The organism is Cellulomonas sp. (genome assembly GCF_015234515.1).
Classification (GTDB): Bacteria; Actinomycetota; Actinomycetes; order Actinomycetales; family Cellulomonadaceae; genus Cellulomonas.
The window spans coordinates 24,984-45,502 of the sequence record NZ_JADGMY010000014.1 but is presented as its reverse complement, the minus strand read 5'-3'; the positions used below and the strand labels follow the sequence as shown (position 1 = coordinate 45,502).

Here is a 20,519-nt window from a genome sequence, read left to right as displayed (position 1 = left end):
ACGATGTTCCACGAGGGCACCGTCGCACGCGACGGTGCCCTCGGCGCGTCCGGGGCGCCCACGGTGGCCCCGATGGCAGGCGCGGGGGCCTGTGGACGACGCCCGACGCCACCCGCGGCGCGATGTCATCGTGGCGCGATGACCGCACCGACCCGCGAGCCCGTGCTGCTGCGACCCGGTCTGCTCGTCCTGCCGCGTGCGGACGACGAGGTGCAGGTGGGCACCGACCCGCGCTGGGCGGTGCGCCTCGTCGGCCTCGCACCGGCGGAGGTGGCCCTGTGGGCGCAGGTCGACGACGCGACGGACCTCACGCTGCTGCCGGCTCGGGCGCGTGCTGCAGGCCTGGACGCGACGGCGGTAGCCACGACGGTCGACGACCTGCGCCGGGCAGGGCTGACGCGGCCCCGCCCCGGGGGTGCGACGGCGGTCCACGGCCCGACCGCGGCCGACGCCGCCGCGTGGTCGCTGCTGCGGGCGGACGCGACGGGCGACGCCGTGGTCGCCGACCGGGCGGACGCCGTGGTGGGGGTCGTCGGAGTCGGGCCGACCGGCCTGGGCGTCGCCCGCCAGCTGGCGGTCGCCGGCGTCGGCACCCTGCTGCTCGACGACGACGCCCCCGTGCGCTCCCCCGACGTCGCCGCCGGGACGCACCGCTGGGCGGACGTCGGGACCGCACGCGCGGTGGCCGCGCGGCGGTTGCTGCGCGAGGCGGCCCCGGGCGTGCAGACGGACACCGACGACACCCCGCACGTGGTCGTCGTCGTGGAGCGCGAGGCTGCGGACCCGCTGCGCGCCGTGCGGCTGATGGGCGACGACGTCCCGCACCTGTCGGTCGTCGTGCGCGCGGCCGACGCGCTCGTCGGTCCCTTCGTGCGTCCCGGCACCGATCCGTGCCTGCGCTGCCTGGACCTGCACCGCACCGACGCCGACCCGGCCTGGCCGACGGTGCTGGGCGCGCTGACGCGCCGCGCCGGACGCGGCGCGACCGCGCCCGGCGAGGTGGGCGTGCTCGCAGGCGCGTGCGCCGCGCTCGCGGCGGCCCAGGTGCTGGCGTTCCTCGCCAAGACGACACCGTCGCTGTGCGGGACCACCGTCGAGATCGCACTACCAGGTCTCGCCGCACGGCAGCGGCGCTGGTCCGCCCACCCCGCGTGCGGCTGCCGCGTGCCGCCCAGGACGACGGGGTCCGGGCCGCGCGAGGGGTGACCTCGCGCGACCCGGCCGACGCGTCAGGCGGCGGTCGCGTCCTTCCGCGGCCGGCCACGGCCACGCTTGGTCGCGACGACCGCACCTCCGACGAAGACCTGACCTCCCCAGACACCCCACGGCTCGGCCCGCTCGACGGCGCCGGCGAGGCAGCCGTCGATGATCGGGCACTCGCGGCACAGGGCCTTGGCCCGCTCCACGTCGGCCTGGCGCTCGGCGAACCACAGCTCGGCGTCGTGGGACCGGCACGGGATGAGGTCCGCGACCATCCGGTCGAACTGGTCGTTCGTCGTGGCGGTGCTGCTGGTGGGCCAGGCGCCGGATCCGCCCTGGTTCACGTTGTCGAGCAGCGTCGTGAGCCGCACGATGTCCTCCTGGTGTCCTTGCGAGGGTGAGCTGTGATGCCGGATCGGGCCGCTCGCCCCCGGTGGACACCGGAGAAATGAGAGAGGCCGCGGATCCGAGTTCGGACTCCGCGGCCTGCCTGCGTGATGAGGCTGGTGCTACGGAGTCCTGTGACCGAGATCGATGCCGAACGTCACGGGACGCGGGCGCCGCTTGAGCCCGGACATGGGCACAGCGGTCCCCTGGAAGGTGCCGCCGGCGGGTGCGAGGGCGCACATGTACTCATGACGCCACGACGACTTCACGATCGAGTTGCTCTCCACGGTTCAGCACCTCCTCTCCAGGGACGGGTCCCGCCTCTTCGGCAGCACCCCGCGAACAAGGACATGACCACCCTAGGGCGGCCCGTCACGACGTCACAAGCAATTAATGGAACTTCGTCCGGGTGGCTCTGCCGGGCGGTCGCGGACCCTCCCCTGCGACGACGCGCAGGAGGTCGTCGCCGTACTCCCGCAGGCGCGTCTGGCCGAGTCCCTGCACGTACCGCAGGTCCGCGGCCTGCGCGGGCATCGCCGCCGCGACGGCCTCGAGCGCCACGTCGGGAAGGACACGGAACGCCGGGACGCCACGGTCCTCGGCGACCTGCGTGCGCCACTGCCGCAACCGTTCGAGCACGGCGGGGTCGGCCGCCGCCGACGCACGGCGGCCCGCCCCGCGGCCGGCGTCCTCACCGGGCCACAGGCCCGCGAGGAACCGCGAGCGGGAGCGCGAGGCCCGCGACCCGGGGGTACGGGCTGCCGCGAACGACATCTCCAGGTTCCGGCGGGCGCGCGTCACACCCACGTACAACAGGCGCCGCTCCTCGGACACGGCCGCCTCCGTCTGCGCCAGGGAGATGGGCAGGAGGCCGTCGGAGAGCCCCGCGAGGAAGACCGCGTCCCACTCCAGGCCCTTCGCCGCGTGCAGCGACGCCAGGGTCACGCCGTCGACCGTGGGGGCGTGCTGCGCGGACGCGCGGTCGTCGAGCTCGGCGACCAGATCCGGGAGCGTGGCCTCCGCGCGCAGCGCGACCATGTCGTCGGCGAGCCCGACGAGCGCCTGCATGGCGTCCCACCGCTCCCGCGCCGCGCCCCGCGCGGAGGGCGGCTGCGGCGACCAGCCGACGGAGGTGAGGATGTCGCGGACGGTCTGCCCCAGGGGCACGTCCGGGTCTGCGGACCGCGCGCCGCCGCGCAGCAGCACGAGCGCGTCGCGCACGTCGCGGCGGGCGAAGAACCGGGTACCGCCTCGCACCTGGTACCCGACGCCGGCCGCGGCGAGCGCCTGCTCGAACGCCTCCGACTGCACGTTGGTGCGGTAGAGGACGGCGATCTCGCTCGCGGGGACGCCCGCGGCGACGAGCCGTGCCGCGCGCGCTGCGATCCCCGCGGCCTCCGCCTCGTCGTCGTCGTACGCGGTGAACCGCACCTCCGGGCCGTCCGGCTGCTGGGCGACCAGGTGCAGCGGCACGGGGTCGCCGGGACGGCGCGTGGCCGTGAGCACGCGGTTCGCCAGCGCCACGACCTGCGGTGTCGAGCGGTAGTCGCGCACCAGACGCACGACCCGCGTGCCCGGGTGCTTCGACGCGAACGTCAGCAGGTGGTGGGGCGAGGCACCCGCGAACGAGTAGATCGTCTGGCTCGGGTCGCCCACGACGCACACGTCATGCCGGCCTCCCAGCCACTGGTCGAGCAGGTACTGCTGCAGCGGGCTGACGTCCTGGTACTCGTCCACCACGAAGTGCCGGTACTGCGCCCGGACCTCGTCCGCGACCTCGCCGCGCTGCGCGAGCATGGCCGCGAGCAGCAGCAGCACGTCCTCGAAGTCGATGACGCCGCGCTCCGTCTTGACGTCCTCGTACGCCGTCAGCAGCCGTGCGACCGCCTGCGCGTCCTGGCCCGCCGGAGCCGGGCGACGCACCGCCTCGGCGGCCCGCTCGTAGTCCTCCGCAGTGACGAGCGACACCTTGGACCACTCGATCTCCGCTGCGAGGTCCCGCACCGTGATCCGGTCCACCCCGACGCCGACCCGGCGCCCCGCCTCGGCGACGAGCGTCGCCTTCTGCTCGACCAGCCGGGGAGGCGCGCCGCCGACGACCCGGGGCCAGAAGTGCCCGAGCTGGCGCAGCGCCGCGGCGTGGAACGTCCTGGCCTGCACGCCGGTCGCGCCCAGGTCGCGCAGCCGCACCCGCATCTCCCCCGCGGCGCGGGCGGTGAACGTCACCGCCAGCACGGAGGCCGGACGGTAGACGCCGGTGCGCACGCCGTAGGCGATGCGGTGCGTGATCGCCCGGGTCTTGCCGGTACCCGCACCCGCGAGCACGCAGACGGGACCCGTGAGAGTGGTCGCGACGGCGCGCTGCTCGGGATCGAGCGCGTCGAGGAGGGAGTCGGCGGACATCGGGAACAGTCTCCCAGCCCGCACCGACAGCGCGTGCGAGGATCTGTGGAAGGAACCACGGCGAGCACCCTGCGAGGAACGATGACGACCCCCACGCCCGCACCGGGCAGCGTGACGATGTACTCCACGACGTGGTGCGGGTACTGCCACCGCCTGCGCAAGCAGCTGGACTCCGCGGGCATCGCCTACGACGTCGTCGACATCGAGCAGCAGCCGGAGGCCGCTCAGCTCGTCGAGACGCTCAACGGCGGCAACCAGACCGTTCCGACGATCGTCTTCCCCGACGGGTCCGCCGCGACCAACCCGTCCCTCGCGCAGGTGCGCGAACGCCTCGGGGTCTGACACCGACGCGGGCGAGGCGCCTCACGCCGGCGGTCGCCGCCACCACTGCTCGACGAGTGCCAGCGCGATCGACGCCCCGCCCGGCAGCAGCACCTGCCCCGACGCGGTCGCCGCGGTGAGCTCGTCGCGCGTGAACCACCGGGCATCGGCCATCTCGACGCCGTCGACCCGGATGCGGGTGCTCGTCGCGTGCGCCCGGAACCCGAGCATCAGCGAGGCCGGGAACGGCCACGGCTGGCTGCCCACGTACTCGACGTCGTCCACCACGACACCGGTCTCCTCGAGAACCTCGCGCCGCACCGCCTGCTCCGCCGACTCACCCGCCTCGACGAAGCCCGCGAGCGTCGACCAGCGCCCCGCCGGCCACGCCGTCGCGTGCCCCAGCAGCAGCCGGTCCGCGTCGTCGACCACGGCCATGATCACCGCGGGGTCTGTGCGCGGGTAGTGCTCCGAGCCGTCGACGTCGCACACCCGCGACCACCCCGCCTGGGCGACACGCGTCGTCGCCCCGCACCGCGGGCAACGCGGGTGGCGGTCGTGCCACGCGTCCAGCGCGACCGCCGCCGTCGCCAGCCCGGCGTCGTGCGCGTCGAGCGCCGCACCGACCGCTCGCAGCGACCCCCACCCGCCGCGCCCGACCGGGCCGTCCGGGAGGTGGACCAGCACGTCCGCCGGCTCACCGCCGGTCGTCAGCGGGTGCTCGTCCGGCAGGCGTACCGCCAGGACCCGCGTCCCGTCGTCACGCGCACCCAGCAGGAGCCAGACGTCGGACGTGGGATCGGCCGTCGCGGCGCCGTCCGTGGCGCCGCCCGCCGCCAGCAGGGCGCCCGCCGACCGGGGGTCGAGCCATCGGACGCCACCGCCGTCCGTGAGCAGCAGCCCGCCGTCGCGCACCGCGAGCACACGCGTCGCCGGGTCTGCCAGCGCGTCGGCGATCACGTGCGGCACGTCACGCAGCTCCGCCGCGCGCGGCACGGTCGATCGGGCGAGCGGCAGGTCGGCCAGGACGTGGGGGGTCACGTGCGCCACGCTACGCGGCGACCGTGCGGAGCGGCCCCGGCCGGGTGTGCGGGCGGCATCGCAGGACGAACCGGACGCCGACACGCCGCCCGACGCGTCGGCGACGGGCGGCCTTGGACCTACGCTGGCGATCGTGAACCGTTCGCCGCTCGCGCTCGCCGCCCTCGCGACCGTCGCCGTCCCCGGTCTCGACGCGTACGACGTGCGGCGCCCTGTGCACCCGGGCTCGGACTTCGACGTCGCCGTGGTCGTCGACTCCGTGCGGCAGCGCTGGGTCGTCCGCGCACCGCAGCACCCCGCCGCGGGTGCCGCGCTCGAGGCCGAGGTCGCGCTCCTCGAGACGCTCGGGCCGTTCGTCGACGACGGCAGGCTGCCGTTCTCGATCCCGCGGCCCGCAGGGTTCGCCCATCTCCCGGAGGGGGGACGCGCGAGCGTCCACCGCGAGGTCCCCGGCCGCCCGCTGCAGCTCGAGACGCTGCGCCCGGGCCCCGGGCTCGCGGCCGCCGTGGGTCGTGCCGTCGCCGCCATCCACGAGCTGCCGACGTCGGTCGTCGAGAACGCGGGTCTCCCCGTGTACGACGCCGCCGGGTACCGGGAGCGTCGGCAGGCGGAGGTCGACGAGGCGGCCCGGACAGGGCTGGTCCCGCCGCCGCTGCTGCGCCGCTGGGAGGAGCTCCTGGAGGACGTCGCGATGTGGCGGTTCCGCCCGACGGTGGTCCACGGCGACCTGTCGAGCAACCACCTGCTCGTCGCCGACGGCGCGGTGAGCGGCGTTCTCGACTGGGGGTCGACGATGGTGGCGGACCCGGCCGACGACCTGTCGTGGCTACTGGTAGCAGCACCGCAGGACGCCGTCGACGCCATCCTCGAGGCGTACCTGCTGCGCCGCACCGAGCTCACGGACCCGCACCTGGCCGACCGCGCCCTGCTCGCGGGTGAGCTGGCGCTCGCGCGGTGGCTGCTGCACGGCGTGCGCGCGCAGCGCCAGGACGTCGTCGACGACGCGGTCCAGATGCTCCGCGACCTCGAGGAGCACACCCTGGTGGACGAGGCCGCGGGCCAGTACAGCTAGGGCGTGTCTGACAATCGTCGCGCCCGGTGGCCCTTTTGGTCATCGGGCTCGGGGATGACCGCCGTGATGCCACGTGCGCGTGGGTGCGCGCGGATCGCCCGCGAGGAGTACGCCTTGTGTGCGCGCACCGCGTCGGGGCGGGTGCGTGGTCGCCCGATCGGACGTGCCACGCGCAGGTGGCCCATCAGCGGCAGGAACGTCGGTGAGACCCCGGCCTGGCCGGCGGTCAGCAGGACGACCAGGGGCAGGCCGTTGCCGTCGACGAGCTGGTGGACCTTGGTCGACAGCCCACCGCGGGAGCGTCCGAGCGCGTGATCAGGCGGCTCGGTCGCCCGATTCATGCAACTCGATCCAGCCCCCTGTGAGGCGCGTGGTGTTCGTCGCGTGCTGGTGCGCGCGGGCGATCGTGCAGTCCACCGCCAGCGACCAGTCGACCAACCCGGCGGCGTCGGCCGCGGCCGTCAGCCGCACCAAGACCTTGTCGCAGGTCCCGTCACCGGCCATGCGCCGGTGCCAGGTCCACACCGTCTGCTACGGGCCGAACACCGCCGGCAGATCACGCCAGGCGATCCCGCACCGGTACCGGCACACGATGCCCTCGACCATCACCCGGGCCGGATCGCGGCGGGGCTCGGCATCGACGGTGACGCGCTCGAGGCGTGCCGGGCGCGCGGTACCGCGAGCGCCTCGACCGGCTCGACGGTGGCCGGCCGGGTGGCTCGGAGTGGTCGGGGCCGGGGGACCCGGTCGTCGACCTGCGGCTCGCGATGCTCGCCCGCAAACGCTCCACCCCCGTGCGGCTGCGCGACGAGCGCCGCATCGCCGACTCGGTGTTCCGCACGGTGCAGGTCCGTCTCGACCTCGAGGAGCTGCGGTTGTCCCGAGACGGCGTCGAGCTCGAGAGCGACTGACGGGCCTGGCCCCGACGCCGGCGTACCGCAAGGCCACCGGCGTCGCGACGGGCGACCGTCCGCGCACCGGCTGCGAAGGCCGCGCCGGACTGCGTCGGACCCGCCTCCGGCGGACGCGGGGGCCGCGGGGCCCGCGGCCCGGTGGCGCAGGTGTATCTTGCACAATTCGCACCAGACGCGCGGTGCAGTTCCACGCCCCCACCCCTGGAGCCGCCATGACCTTGCCCGTGGTCATCGACCGGTCGCCCGACCCCGAGGTGCTGGACGGCGCCGGCCCCGGCGAGCCGTCGATCGCCGCTCGCGTGCGTGACATGGGACCGGCACGGACCGGTGCCGTGCTGCTCATCCTCGGCACCCTGCTCGCCATCGTCTGGGCGAACGCCTCCCACGAGACCTACGAGTCGTTCTGGAGCACCCGGCTGACCGTCGGTGTCGCCGACCTCAGTCTGGAGTTCACGCTCCACGCCCTGGTCAACGACGCGCTCATGGCGATCTTCTTCTTCACCGTCGGGCTCGAGGTGCGTCGGGAGTTCGCGATCGGGGAGCTCACCAGCATGTCGCGAGCGGTCGTCCCGGTCGTGGCCGCGGCGTGCGGGCTGCTCGTGCCGAGCCTGCTGTACGCGCTGGTCGCCCGTGGGTCCGGCTGGGAGAGCGCGTGGGGCGTCGTCATCTCGACCGACACCGCGTTCCTCGTGGGCGGTCTGGCACTCGTCGGACCGCGCGCCTCCGGTCGGCTGCGGACGTTCCTGCTCGCGCTCGCCGTCGCCGACGACATCGGCGCGCTGACGATCATCGCGCTCGTCTACAGCGACGACGTCACGCTGCTGCCCCTGCTGGTCGCGGTGGTCGGCCTCGTCCTGATCTGGTTCACACGCTACGTGCCCAGCGGCCGCGGTCCGATCTACGCGACGCTGGCCATCATCGTGTGGTTCGCGTTCCTGGCGTCGGGCGTGCACCCCACGCTCGCCGGCGTGGCCGTCGCCCTCATGGTCCCGGTCTACCGGCCGAGCCGGACCGAGGTCGAGCACGCGCTGACGCTGGCGCGCACGTTCCGGCAGTCCCCGACGAGCGAGTACGCGCGTGCGGCGGCCAACAGCCTGCGTGAGTCCATCTCGGTGAACGAGCGCCTGCAGTCCGCCTACAGCCCGTACGTGGCGTACGTCATCCTGCCGCTGTTCGCGCTCGCCAACGCGGGGGTGCAGATCTCGCCGGCCGTGCTCGGCGCTGCCGTGCGGTCGCCGGTGGCGTGGGGCATCGTCGTCGGGCTCGTCGTCGGCAAGCTCATCGGCGTGCTCGTGCCGACGACCGTGATGCGCCGCATGGGCCTCGACCTCGGCCCCGGTCTCACGCAGGCGCGGCTGGCCGGCGGTGCGGCGCTGTGCGGCGTCGGGTTCACCCTCTCGCTGTTCATCGTCGACCTGGCCATCGACGACCCCGTCGTGCAGAACGAGGCCCGCGTCGGCGTGCTCGCCGCCTCGGTGCTGGCGTTCCTGCTCGCGACCGTCATCTTCCGCACCACCGAGCGGCGGGCGCGTGACCCCGAGGTCGGGCAGGTCCTGCAGCGGCCCGTGGACCCCACGCGCGACCACGTCTACGGCCCGGTGGACGCGCCGCTCACGCTCGTCGAGTACGGCGACTTCCAGTGCGGGTTCTGCCTCAAGACGGCCGGCACGATCCAGGACGTGGTCGGCGAGCTCGGCGGCCGGCTGCGGTACGTGTGGCGGCACGCCCCGCTCGTGCGCTACCACCCCAACGCCGTGGCTGCGGCCGAGGCGTCGGAGGCGGCGGCGCTGCAGGGCAAGTTCTTCGAGTTCGAGCGGGCGCTGTTCACCGACCAGGAGCACCAGGCGCCCGCGGACATCCTGCGCCGCGCCGAGGAGCTGGGGCTCGACCTCGAACGGTTCGAGAAGGACCTCACCTCGGCCGCCGTGACCCAGCGCGTGCGCGACGACATGCTCGACGCCGAGGCGATGGAGATCACCGCCGTGCCCACTCTGTTCGTCAACGGCCGCCGACACACCGGACCGCACGACGCGCGGTCGCTGCTCCTCGCGCTGGAGGCGACGGCGCCGGCGCCCGTGCCGGTACCCGCCGAGCCGGCCGACGTCGACGACGAGGTCCGCGCCTAGCTGCCGGGTCGCGGCGTCGACCTGCCCGTCCGTCGTCCGCGTGACCGGCGGACCGTCGGCGGTGCGGCGCGTGCGGGTGACCTGCCCGTCGCACCGTCCGCCGCGCTCGAGGCTCCCGGCGCCGCGTCCGCCAGCAGCCGCGCCACCTCCTCCTCCCCCGGCAGGCGCTCGGGCAGGACCGTGACGCCGGACCCGACGTAGCAGAACGCCGCCCGGACCAGGTCGGGGTCGGTCCCCGTCAGCCGCGCCCACGCGATGCGGTAGACCGCGAGCTGGAGGTCGCGCGAGGCGCGCTGCGCCGTGTCCCGCGGCGGCGAGCCCGTCTTCCAGTCGACGACGACGACGGCGCCGGGAACGTCGGGCCGGTCAGGGTCCGCGAACACCGCGTCGATGCGCGACCGCAGGACGTACCCGCCGATCGTGGTCTCGACGTCGACCTCCACGGCCACGGGTGACCGGTGCGCCCAGGGGGTGCGCAGGAAGGCGGCGCGCAGCTCGGCCTGGTCCGGGTCGCCGGGCAGCACGTCGTCGTCCGCCCCGGGCAGGTCGTCGACGTCGACGAGCGTCGCCTGCCCGTACCAGGCCTCGACCCAGGCGTGGAAGGCCGTGCCGCGACGCGCCTGGGGTGACGGTTCGCGCGGGACGGGCCGCCGCAGGCCGAGAGCGAACTGGTCCGGCTGGGCATCCAGACGCACGAGGGACGACGCCGACAGGTGGGCCGGCAACGCGACCCGCGCGTCGCCCCGCCGGCGCGCGGCCTGCTCCGCGAGCAGCCTGTCCGCGAGCACGTCCCAGTCCTCGCCGTCGCGCGGGGCGGCCATGCCGTCAGGTGCCTCTCCGGTGGACCCCCCGACCTGCGGGCGCGCCCCCTGACCGTCGACGGCAACGGCCGGTGTGGCTGCCGGAAGGTCCGCCAGAGCGGCGTGCACGGCCTCGGCGGCCGCGACGACCGCCGCGCGTCGGGGTGCGGAACCGTCCCGGGTGAACGGGTCGACCGGCCAGACCGCGGTCGGCGTCAACGCCGCCCGGGGGTTCGGGCTGCCCGGCTCGGGCTCGTCGGCACGTCCGATCACGTCCACGAGCCCGGCGTCGACGAGCTCGGTGAGGAACGGCGAGAGCTTGCGCGGCGCCTTCGGCTCCCCCCAGTACGCCGCCGACAGCAGGAGCGCCTCGCGTGCCCGGGTCAGCGCGACGTAGGCCAGCCGACGCTCCTCGGCGACCTCGTGGTCACCGGCGTCCAGACGGAACCGCTCGAGGCGGTCCGCGAGCTCCTTCGGCGACTCCGCGCCCGCGCACTCGAGACGCGGCAGGTCGTCGGCGTCGCCGCGCAACGGGTACGGCAGGACGCCGAGTCCCGTGAGCCACGCGGAGTCCTTGGGGCCGTCCTTGCCGAGCATCGCGGTCGCGGGTAGTCCGCCGTCGACCATGCCCGCGACCGCGACCGCGTCCCACTCCAGCCCCTTCGCGGCGTGCACGGTCGTGACCTGCACGGCGTCGGGGTCGGGCTCGGTCACGGGGAGCTCGAGCCCGTCCTCGCGGGCGTCCGCGGCCTCGAGCCACGCGAGGAACGCGCCCAGCGTGGGGCGGTCCGCGCCGCGGGCGAACTCCGCGGCCACGTCCGCGAACGCATCCAGGTGGGCGCGCGCCCGCCCCGGTGGGACGTCGGCGCGGGCCTGCACCTCGATGTCGAGACCGAAGAGCCGCTCCGCCTCCCCGACGAGCTCGGGCAGCGACAGTCCCTGGTGCGCACGCACGGCCCGCAGGACGGCGGCCAGGTCCACGAGGCGACGTCGACCCTCGGGCGTCACGACGCGCCCGGCCGGGCTGCGCCACCCGGGCGGCGGCGGGTCGTCCAGCGCGTCGACCAGGCTGCGCTCGTCCACGACGTCCGCCTCGACGCCGTCGCGCCCCGCCACCCGTCCCGCCGCCGGGCGCGCCCCCTGACGCGCCCACTCGCCCAGCGCGTGCAGGTCGGACGCGCCGAGCCGCGTGCGGGCACCCGTCAGCAGCCGGACGACGGCGTCGCCCCGGGTCGGGTCGTGCGCGGCCTGCAGCACGGCGACGAGGTCGACGACCTCCGGGGTCGCGAGCAGACCACCCAGACCGACGACCTCGACCGGCAGACCGGCCGCGCGCAGGGCACGACGCAGCGGCTCGAACTGCGAGCGCTTGCGGCACAGGACGGCGGCCGTGCGCCGCCCGGCGGGATGCAGCCCCGGACGCCACCGCTGCGCGACCCACGCGGCGACGTGCTCGGCCTCGTCCTCGACGGTCGCGGCCACGAGCGCCTGGACGGCACCGGCACCGGCACCGGGACGTGGCGCGAGCCGCGGGACGTCGACCCGCGCGGCACCGGTGCGCAGGGGCGAGGCGACCGCGTTGGCGGCGTCGAGGACCGCCACGTCGTTGCGCCAGGACGTCGACAGCGGGACGACGTCGGCGGGCCGTCGGCGCCGCTCGCGGCCGTCACCGTCCCGCTCGACGACCGGGAACGCCGCGGGGAAGCGCGCGAGACCGCCCGGGCTCGCGCCGCGCCAGCCGTAGATCGACTGGTGCGGGTCACCCACCGCGGTCACCGGGTGACCCGCCGTGAAGAGCGCCTGCAGCAGGACCAGCTGGGCGTACGACGTGTCCTGGTACTCGTCGAGCAGCACGACGCGGAACCGGTCCCGCTCGCCGGCGCCCACCTCCGGGACGTCCCGTGCGATGCGCGCCGCGAGCGCCACCTGGTCACCGAAGTCGAGGCTGTCGGCCGCCCTCTTGCGCGCGCGGTAGTCCGCGACGAGGTCGAGGACGCGCGAACGCTCGCCGAGGGACGCGACCAGCTCGCGGACCTTGGCGTACGGGGCGCGCGGCGGCTCGCCGGCCGGTGTGGACACGAGGCTCTCGACGAGCGCCTCGATGCCGTGGCGCGCGGCCGCCGGGTCGAGCAGGTGCTCGTCCAGAGCCCCCGACAGCGCCAGCACCGCGTCGACGACGGTCGACGTCGCCGCCGACGTGTCCAGGTCCCCGGCCCACGACTCCACGACCTCCGACGCCAGCTGCCACTGCGCCGCCTCACCGAGCAGCCGCGCACCGGGCTCGACACCGAGGCGCAGCGCGTGGTCGGTCACGAGGGACGCCGCGTACGCGTGGTAGGTCGACACGTGCGGTCGCGCGAGCTCGTCGACGACGTCCGCGCCGGTCGGCAGCGCGACGCCCTCGGCCGCGGCGGCGCGCACCAGCCCCCGCAGCCGGCGCCTCACCCGCTCGGAGAGCTCGCCGGCGGCCTTGCGCGTGAAGGTCAGGCCGAGCACCTGGTCGGGCGCGACCAGCCCGTTGGCCACGAGCCAGACCACGCGCGCCGCCATCGTCTCGGTCTTGCCCGAGCCGGCACCGGCGACGACGAGTGACGGCCGCAGCGGGGCCTCGATCACCGCGCGCTGCTCGTCCGTCGGTGGGTGCTGCCCGACGAGCTGGGCGATCCGCACGGCCGACAGGGCCGCCACGACCGGGGCGGCGGTCACGCGACCACCTGCCCGCCCTCGCCGCGCAGCGGGCACGAGCGGCGCACCGGGCAGCGGCTGCACAAGTCGTTCGCGCGCGCCTCGAAGCTCGACGCCGCCATGCGGTCCGCGACGTCGTCGACGAGGGCACGCGCCCAGCTCGGGGCGCCGTCCTCCGGCCCCAGCGCCTCCTGGCGACGTTGCGTCGCGCCTCCCGAACCCTGGGCCAGGTGCACGAGCCGGGCCGCGACGCTGTGCGTCCCCGGCTCGAGCCCCGGCACCGCGCCGGCGTCGACCGCGAGCTGGTACGCACCGAGCTGGGCGTGCTCCGCGGCCTGTGCGAGGGTCGGCACGCGAGAGCCGGTCTTGAGGTCCACGACCTCGACGGCTCCGCCGGCGCCCTCACCCTCGACGACCGCGCGCTCGACGCGGTCGATCGAGCCCCGCACGACCGCGCGGTCCGTCTCGAGCGAGAACGGCGCCTCGACGAGCAGCGGCTCTCCCGCGTCGCGCAGGTACGCCGCGAGCCGCTCGACCATCGCGTCGGCCTTGCGGCGAGCGGAGACCGAGGGCCAGCCCTCGCCGAGCCCCAGCTCGTGCCAACGACGGTCGAGCTCCGCACGCAACGTCGGCAGGTCGGCCGTCGGGTGCTCCTGGGCGATGGCGTGCACGAGCGTGCCGAGGGACTGCTGGGCGGAGGACGCGGGCGTGCCGCCGGCCGACTCGAGCGCCCAGCGCAGGGCGCACCGCTGGGCGGTCTCCAGCCGCGAGGGCGAGACCGGGACCTTCGCGTCAGCCGGCCACAACGGCGCGTCGCTCGACGGCTCCGGGAGTCCGAACCAGGACGCCGGGTCCGCACCCGGGACGCCGGCGGCGGCCAGTCGCGCCAGCGTGCGGGCGGCCGCGGCGTCCGTCCCGCCCTGCGCCGCCGCGCGTTCGAGCGCGGACCGCAGGCGGGCGACGAGCCCGCGCAGGTCCAGCGGTGCGGGGGCGCTCGTCCGGCGCGGGTCGGGCCCGTCGTCGTCGGAGCCCGGCTGCACGAGGTCGAGGAACGGCGACGGTGTCGTGTCCTGGTCGTCCACGGCCGTGACCAGCAGGAGCGTGCGGGCACGCGAGCACGCGAGGGCGAACGCACGCAGCTCGTCGGCCAGCACGGCCGCCCGCGCCGCCCGCGCGTGCTCCTCCCCCGGCCCCCCGGTGGTCTCGCGCCCGGCCAGGAGGTCGACGAGCGACTGCGCGCCCAGCAGGGAGTCCCGCAGCCGCAGGTCGGGCCAGACGCCCTCCTGCACGCCGACGACCGCCACGACCTCCCACGACCCGCCGGCGGCACCGGCCGGGGTGAGCACGCTGACGCCGGCGGCCCGCGACGCCGGTGCCAGGGAGTCTGCCGGGAGGTCCTGCGCCATCACCCAGTCGACGAACGCGCGCGGTGTCGCCTGGGGCACGCGCTCGACGAAGGTCTCGGCGGCCTTGAAGAGTGCCAGCACCGCATCGAGGTCGCGGTCGGCGCGCTCGCCACCCGACCCGCCGGCGAGAGCGGCCTGTCGCCACGGCTCGGCGAGCCCGGCGCGGTCCCACACCGCCCACAGCACGGCCTGCACGTCGGCACCCGGGGTCGCCGCGGCGTCCCGACCCGCCTGCAGCAGCCGGGCGAGGCGCTGCACCGGACGCCCCACGTGCGGCTCGAGCGTCCCGGCCCGGTCCGGCGCGGCCAGCGCCTCGACCAGGAGCACGTCGCTGGACCGGCCACCGCCGCCCGCGAGCTCCTCGGCGCGCAGCGCCCGCCGCACCCGACGCAGACCCACCGCGTCGAGGCCGCCGAGCGGTGAGCAGGCGAGCCGGCCCGCGACGTCGGCGTCCAGCTCGTCGGGCTGCAGCGCGACGCGCACCGCGTCGAGCAGCGGCCGGACCGCGGGCTCGTCGCGCAACGGCACGTCGCTCCCGACGACCCTGACGGGCACGCCGGCCTGCGCGAGCGCCCGGCGCACCGCCGTCACGCGGCCACCGGCGCGCGCGAGCACGGCCATCTCGTCCCAGGGGACGCCGCCCTGCAGGTGGGCGCGCCGCAGCCGGTGCGCCACCCAGGCGGCCTCCTGCGCGGCGCTGGGCAGCACCGCGACACGGGGCGCCGGCCCCTCCGCCCGGTCCTGCGGGACCGCGGCCCGGCGGTGCGCGACCGTGCCGGACGCGGCCACCCGCTCGGTGATCCTCGCCGTCACCTCGCGCAGGGCCCCGCTCTGCCGCCACACCGTGCGCAGCACGACGTGCTCGGCCGCCAGCTCCCCCGGACCAGCCGCGGTCGCCCGTGCGACGTGCGACGGCTGGGCGCCGCGGAAGGTCTGCACCGCGACGTCCGGGTCGCCCAGCAGCAGCAGGCGGGCACCGCCGTCGGCGAAGGCGCGCAGCAGCCGGGCGGTGGCGGCCGTGCTCTCCTGGTGGTCGTCGACCACCACGAGCCGCCGGCGCGGGCACGGCACCCCCGGGACCTCGTCGTCCCAGCCGCGCAGCGCCGCGACGGCGGCGTCCACCACGACCGCCGGGTCCAGCCGCTCACCCGCGTCCGGTGTGCCCGCGGCGAGCGCCATGACGTCCAGGTACTCCTCGTAGACCCGGGCCGCGGCGACCCAGGCGGGGCGGTGCTCGCGCCGGCCGAGGGCCGCGAGGTCCGTCGGGGCCAGCCCGCGCTCGGCCGCTCGCATCAGCAGGTCGCGCAGCTCGTCACGGAACGCACGCGTCCCCAGGGCCGCCTCGGGGACGCCGGGCGGCCACCGGGGCCCCGGAACCTCCCCCGAGGCGTGCCCGGCCAACAGCTCGGCCAAGGCCAGGTCCTGCTCGGGTCCGGACACGAGCACCGGTGACGGCTCACCGAGCGCACCCGCGCGCGCCCGGAGCACCGCGAACGCGACCGCGGCCGCCGTCTGGACCAGCGGCCGACCCGCCGTGCGTCCCAGGCGCACCGCCAGCCGGTCGCGCAGGTCGGCTGCGGCCCGGCGGCTCGCCGCCAGCACGAGCACGTCGTCCGGTGCGAGACCCGCCGCCACCGCGGCGGCCGCCGCCTCCAGCGCCACGGTCGTGCGACCCGTCCCGGGCGCTCCCGTGACGAGCAGCGCGCGGTCGGCCCCGGAGGCCACCCGTTCGACCACCTCGCGCTGCCGGTCGTCGAGCACGGGACGGGCCGCTGCGCCGAGCGCCGCACGCTCGACGAGGGGCGCCGCCACGAGCCGGGTGGTCGGTGCCGTCGTCACGAGTCAGATCAGATCACGTGCCACCGACATCCCCGGTCGAGAACGCACCGTCGGGCGTGAGTGCCCCGTCACGCCGCGGACCCGACCCCTGCCGGCAACACACCCTGGCTACGATCTGCGGGTGACCGACGCCCAGGACACCTCCGGCCCCCGTGCCCGCGGGCCACGGATGGCGCGCGCCGAGCGCAGGTCGCAGCTCCTCGCGGTCGCGCTCGACCTGTTCTCCACCGAGGGCTTCCACCACGTCTCGATGGACGACATCGCCGACCGGGCGGAGGTCAGCAAGCCCGTCCTGTACCGGCACTTCCCGTCGAAGCTCGACCTCTACCTCGCCGTCGTCGACGAGCAGGGTGCCGCGCTCCTCTCCGCCGTGGAGCGCGCCGTCGCGCCGATCGAGGCGGGTCCGGTCGCCCGCGGCGAGGGCCGCGCGGTCGTGGCCGCCGTGGTGCACGCGTACCTCGCGTTCGTCCAGGTGGCAGGCGAGTCGTCCACGCTCCTGTTCGAGTCCGACGTCACGCACGACGCGCAGGTCCGCGTCCGCGTCGAGCACGCGGCCGCCGAGGCGACCCGTCGCATCGCCGACGTGCTCGCGGCCGTCACCGGCCGGGACCGCGCCGACGCCGACGTGCTCGCCGCCGCGCTCGTCGCCACCGCCCAGGGTGCCGCGACCTACTGGCTGCGCCGCGGCGACGGCCAGGGCGTCGAGCGCGTCGTCGAGCTGGTGACGGACCTGCAGTGGCGGGGCCTCGCCGACCTGGTGCGGCCCGACTTCCCGTACGGGGACGCCTAGGATCGGTGGCGACCAGCCCGGCGCCGTGCGCCGGGTCCCGTCCGATGAGGAGTGCCCGTGGAGATCACGATCGGCGTGCAGCACCACTCGCGCGAGCTGACGCTCGAGTCCGACCAGTCCGCGGACGAGATCGTCGCGGCCGTGCAGGCAGCGATCGACGGCAGGACGACGACGCTGGACCTGACCGACGTCCGCGGACGTCGGGTCGTCGTGCCCGCCGCGGTCCTCGGCTTCGTGGAGATCGGCGCCGAGACCAAGGGGCGCGTGGGCTTCGGCCAGCTGTGAACCCGTCCCGGCGTCCGGCCCGTGCCGGACGCCGGGGCGCGTCTCCGCTGACCGCGGCCCGGTGGCGGCGCTCCGGCTGCGAGGCGGTCAGGCCGTCAGGTGCAGACGCGACATGCGGCGCGTGTGCGCGGCGGTCAGCTCGGTGAAGACGCCGGGGGGAGCCTGCGTCCCACGGCCCCCGGCAGGCGCACCGTCAGGCGTCGCCGACGCGAGCCCCGCCCGGTCGAGCACACGTGCGACCTCGGGACGCTGCGCCACGCGCTGCACGACGCCCAGCGCCTCCCCGACCAGCCGTCGCCCCCACAGCGCCAGCCGCGAGGACAGGACGTCGTCGCCCGCGCACGCCCGGTCGAGCTCGCGCAGGGCCAGCTCGCTGCGCGACACGTCGTCGAGGACGTCGGCCACCAGCCGCGCCGACTGCTCGTCGAGACCGCGCGCGGCCAGCCGGCAGAAGTCGTCGGCCACGCCGTAACCCACGTACGCCTTGAGCTGCCGCTCCGCCCACGTGCTCGAGGGTGTGCGCGCGTCGAAGTCGGCCAGCACGCCGTCGAACCGCGCGAGCGCCGCGGGGCCGTCCGCGCCCAGCTCGTCGATGCGGGCGAGCACGCGGTCACGGCGCTCCGTGCACCGCGCGGCCAGACGGCTCAGCGCGAGCGACTGCTCGAGGCGCGGTGCCTGGCGGCTGTCGTCCGCGAGCCGCGCGAACGCCTGGTGCTCCAGGCTCGCGACGAGACCGAGGACCTCGACCGCGTCGCCGACCGCGAGCTCCGCCACGGCCCCGACGTCCTGGCCGACGCGCTCGGTCGACGGCTCGTCGACGGCGAGGTGCTCGGGACGCAGGGGGCGGGCGCTGCCGGCGCTGGAGGTCATCCGGCGATGGTAGCGCCGGCAGGCGCGCCGACCTCCGGACGACCAGGGGTCCGGGACGTGCGTCCGATAGACTGGGCGCGTACATCCCGTACATCGGTTGCCCGTTCGTCTCGGTTTCCCGGTCCGGCACCATGCCAGACCCTCCCCGCACGACGCGCACCGGCCGCCGTCCGCAGGGCTCGACGCCCGCAGACGCGCCGGCAGGGTGCGCCGCGCGGGGTGACTTCTACGATCGGCTGCCGGCCAACCCGCGTGGCGCAGCCCGCTGTCGCCCGGGGCGGACGAGCGCACGCCGCGCCGCCGGCCCCCGGCCGCACCGTGAGCCGCCACCCTGGCAGTGAAGAGCCGCCCGTGACCACCGACCAGACCGTCGACCAGGAGCAGCGCACCGACGCCGCCGTCGACACCCCCGCCCTCGACACCTCGGACATCCGTACCGCCGCCGACGCCGTGCCGACCGAGTCGCCGACCGGCTCACGTCGCGCCGCCTCGGTGCAGGCCGTCGACGCCTCGTTCGCGGACTTCGACGTCCGGCCCGAGATCGTGGCCGCGCTCGCCGCGGCAGGGATCTCGCAGCCGTTCCCCATCCAGGCGATGACCCTGCCGGTCGCGCTGGCGGGCCACGACATCATCGGCCAGGCCAAGACGGGCACGGGCAAGACGCTCGGCTTCGGCGTCCCGCTGCTGCACCGCGTCATCGCGCCGGGCGAGGAGGGCTACGAGCGGCTCGCAGCGCCCGGTGAGCCCCAGGCGCTCGTCGTGGTGCCCACGCGCGAGCTCGCCGTGCAGGTCGCGGGCGACCTCGCGATGGCCTCGACCGGCCGCAAGGTCCGCATCGTCCAGGTGTACGGCGGACGCGCGTACGAGCCGCAGGTGGAGGCGCTCAAGCGGGGCGCCGACGTCGTCGTCGGTACGCCGGGCCGCATGATCGACCTGCTGAACCAGCGCCACCTGCGCCTGAACCACGCCACCGAGGTCGTGCTCGACGAGGCCGACGAGATGCTCGACCTCGGCTTCCTGCCCGACGTCGAGAAGCTGCTCGCCGCGACCCCCGCGAACCGCCACACGATGCTGTTCTCGGCGACGATGCCCGGCGCCGTCGTCGCGATGGCGCGCCGCTACATGTCGCAGCCCACGCACATCCGGGCGTCCGCCCCGGACGACGAGGGCCAGACGGTCAAGAACATCAAGCAGGTCGCCTACCGGGCGCACGCCCTGGACAAGGTCGAGCTGCTCGCGCGCATCCTGCAGGCGCGGGGCCGCGGGCTGACCATCGTCTTCGCACGCACCAAGCGCACCGCCGCCAAGGTCGCGGACGACCTGGTCGAGCGCGGGTTCGCCGCCGGCGCGATCCACGGCGACCTCGGCCAGGGCGCGCGCGAGCAGGCGCTGCGTGCCTTCCGGCACGGCAAGGTCGACGTGCTCGTCGCCACCGACGTCGCGGCCCGCGGCATCGACGTCGAGGACGTCACGCATGTCATCAACTACCAGTGCCCCGAGGACGAGAAGACGTACCTGCACCGCACCGGCCGCACCGGCCGCGCGGGCAACAAGGGCACGGCCGTCACGTTCGTCGACTGGGACGACCTGCCGCGCTGGGGCCTGATCGACAAGGCCCTCGGCCTGGGCATCCCGGCCCCCGTCGAGACGTACTCGTCGTCCCCGCACGTCTACGCGGACCTCGACATCCCCGAGGGCACCAAGGGCCGGCTGCCGAAGTCGCAGCAGACCCGTGCCGGCCTCGGTGCCGAGGTCCTCGAGGACCTGGGCGAGACCGGCAAGCGCGGCGGCGGAGCACGTCCCGCGCGCTCCGACGAGCGGCCCGCGGGACGCCGCGAGGGATCGCGCGACGCCGGCCGCGGGGCTGTGCGGGACACCGGCGCGCGTGCCGGCGGCGCCCGCAGCGCGCCCGCGGACGACGCGACCTCCGACGCCGACAGCGAGGGCCGTCGCCGGCGTCGCGGTGGACGGGGCCGCTCCGGTGGGGACAGCGCCGCGCGCACCGAGCAGGCGCCGCGCACCGAGCAGCCGGCCGCGCCGCGCGCGGAGCAGCCGTCGGCGGCAGCCGCAGCACCCGGTGCGGACGCACCCGCGGGCGGGGAGTCCGACGGCACCGCGCGTCGCCGTCGCCGTCGCCGCTCCCGCGGTGGCGCGGCGGGCGCTCCGTCCGACGCCGCACCCGCCACCACGGACGCCTGACAGCCACGTCGTACGAACTGGATTGCCCTCTCACCACCTGGTGAGAGGGCAATCCAGTTCCACCCCCACCCGGCGAGAGGGCAATCCAGTCACCCCCCACCCGGCGAGAAGGCAATCCAGTCACCCCCCCACCCGGTGAGAGGGCAATCCAGTCACCCTCACCCCTCGGTGAGAAGGCGAT

15 protein-coding genes and 1 pseudogene are annotated in these 20,519 nt (G+C 75.9%); 8 read left to right on the top strand and 8 right to left on the bottom strand.

All coding sequences use genetic code 11. The features are described 5' to 3' along the window. Positions 1–138 precede the first annotated feature (138 nt). Complete coding sequence (locus IR158_RS04940; RefSeq protein ID WP_291810289.1) at positions 139–1,206, top strand: ThiF family adenylyltransferase; 1,068 nt, start codon at positions 139–141, stop codon at positions 1,204–1,206. Between the two features lie 23 nt (positions 1,207–1,229). On the opposite strand, the gene IR158_RS04935 is transcribed toward IR158_RS04940, so the two are convergent. The 3 genes from IR158_RS04935 to IR158_RS04925 all read right to left on the bottom strand — a co-directional run bounded on the left by IR158_RS04935 (position 1,230) and on the right by IR158_RS04925 (position 3,990). Then, entirely contained in the window at positions 1,230–1,571 is a 342-nt protein-coding gene (locus IR158_RS04935; protein WP_291810286.1) for a WhiB family transcriptional regulator, read from the bottom strand. 138 nt (positions 1,572–1,709) lie between these two features. Further along, positions 1,710–1,874: a hypothetical protein gene (locus tag IR158_RS04930; protein ID WP_291810284.1), complete on the bottom strand. Its 165-nt coding sequence runs from the start codon at positions 1,872–1,874 to the stop codon at positions 1,710–1,712. A gap of 103 nt (positions 1,875–1,977) precedes the next feature. After that, a complete protein-coding gene (locus IR158_RS04925; RefSeq protein ID WP_291810281.1) occupies positions 1,978–3,990 on the bottom strand; it encodes an ATP-dependent helicase in 2,013 nt (670 codons plus the stop codon). A gap of 81 nt (positions 3,991–4,071) precedes the next feature. Here IR158_RS04925 and IR158_RS04920 point away from each other — a divergent pair, with 81 nt between their 5' ends. After that, on the top strand, positions 4,072–4,332 hold the full coding sequence (locus IR158_RS04920; RefSeq protein ID WP_291810280.1) for a mycoredoxin: 261 nt from the start codon (positions 4,072–4,074) through the stop codon (positions 4,330–4,332). A 21-nt stretch (positions 4,333–4,353) separates the two neighbouring features. On the opposite strand, the gene nudC is transcribed toward IR158_RS04920, so the two are convergent. Beyond that, entirely contained in the window at positions 4,354–5,361 is a 1,008-nt protein-coding gene (gene nudC / locus IR158_RS04915; RefSeq protein WP_291810279.1) for an NAD(+) diphosphatase, read from the bottom strand. Between the two features lie 124 nt (positions 5,362–5,485). Between nudC and IR158_RS04910 the strand changes: the two genes are divergently transcribed. Continuing rightward, on the top strand, positions 5,486–6,424 hold the full coding sequence (locus IR158_RS04910) for a phosphotransferase (RefSeq protein ID WP_291810277.1): 939 nt from the start codon (positions 5,486–5,488) through the stop codon (positions 6,422–6,424). Positions 6,425–6,438: 14 nt separating this feature from the next. On the opposite strand, the pseudogene IR158_RS04905 reads toward IR158_RS04910, so the two are convergent. After that, a pseudogene (locus tag IR158_RS04905) lies at positions 6,439–7,045 on the bottom strand (IS5 family transposase); the annotation flags it as partial. Positions 7,046–7,083: 38 nt separating this feature from the next. Here IR158_RS04905 and IR158_RS04900 point away from each other — a divergent pair. Then, a complete protein-coding gene (locus IR158_RS04900) occupies positions 7,084–7,335 on the top strand; it encodes a hypothetical protein (protein ID WP_291810589.1) in 252 nt (83 codons plus the stop codon). Between the two features lie 215 nt (positions 7,336–7,550). Further along, positions 7,551–9,464 carry a Na+/H+ antiporter NhaA gene (gene nhaA, locus IR158_RS04895; RefSeq protein ID WP_291810275.1) on the top strand — a complete coding sequence of 638 codons (1,914 nt, stop codon included), beginning with the start codon at positions 7,551–7,553 and terminating at the stop codon, positions 9,462–9,464. On the opposite strand, the gene IR158_RS04890 is transcribed toward nhaA, so the two are convergent. Beyond that, on the bottom strand, positions 9,461–12,970 hold the full coding sequence (locus tag IR158_RS04890; protein ID WP_291810273.1) for an ATP-dependent DNA helicase: 3,510 nt from the start codon (positions 12,968–12,970) through the stop codon (positions 9,461–9,463). The genes nhaA and IR158_RS04890 overlap by 4 nt on opposite strands. Then, positions 12,967–16,194: an ATP-dependent DNA helicase gene (locus IR158_RS04885; RefSeq protein ID WP_291810271.1), complete on the bottom strand. Its 3,228-nt coding sequence runs from the start codon at positions 16,192–16,194 to the stop codon at positions 12,967–12,969. The genes IR158_RS04890 and IR158_RS04885 overlap by 4 nt, the downstream gene beginning before the upstream one ends. A gap of 121 nt (positions 16,195–16,315) precedes the next feature. On the opposite strand from IR158_RS04885, the gene IR158_RS04880 reads away from it, so the two are divergent. Beyond that, positions 16,316–16,984, top strand: a complete 669-nt coding sequence (locus tag IR158_RS04880; protein WP_291810269.1) for a TetR/AcrR family transcriptional regulator — start codon at positions 16,316–16,318, stop codon at positions 16,982–16,984. Between the two features lie 57 nt (positions 16,985–17,041). Further along, a complete protein-coding gene (locus IR158_RS04875; RefSeq protein ID WP_291810267.1) occupies positions 17,042–17,269 on the top strand; it encodes a DUF3107 domain-containing protein in 228 nt (75 codons plus the stop codon). Between the two features lie 87 nt (positions 17,270–17,356). On the opposite strand, the gene IR158_RS04870 is transcribed toward IR158_RS04875, so the two are convergent. Further along, complete coding sequence (locus IR158_RS04870) at positions 17,357–18,139, bottom strand: ferritin-like fold-containing protein (RefSeq protein WP_291810263.1); 783 nt, start codon at positions 18,137–18,139, stop codon at positions 17,357–17,359. 450 nt (positions 18,140–18,589) lie between these two features. Between IR158_RS04870 and IR158_RS04865 the strand changes: the two genes are divergently transcribed. Continuing rightward, positions 18,590–20,338 carry a DEAD/DEAH box helicase gene (locus tag IR158_RS04865; protein WP_291810579.1) on the top strand — a complete coding sequence of 583 codons (1,749 nt, stop codon included), beginning with the start codon at positions 18,590–18,592 and terminating at the stop codon, positions 20,336–20,338. Positions 20,339–20,519 lie beyond the last annotated feature (181 nt).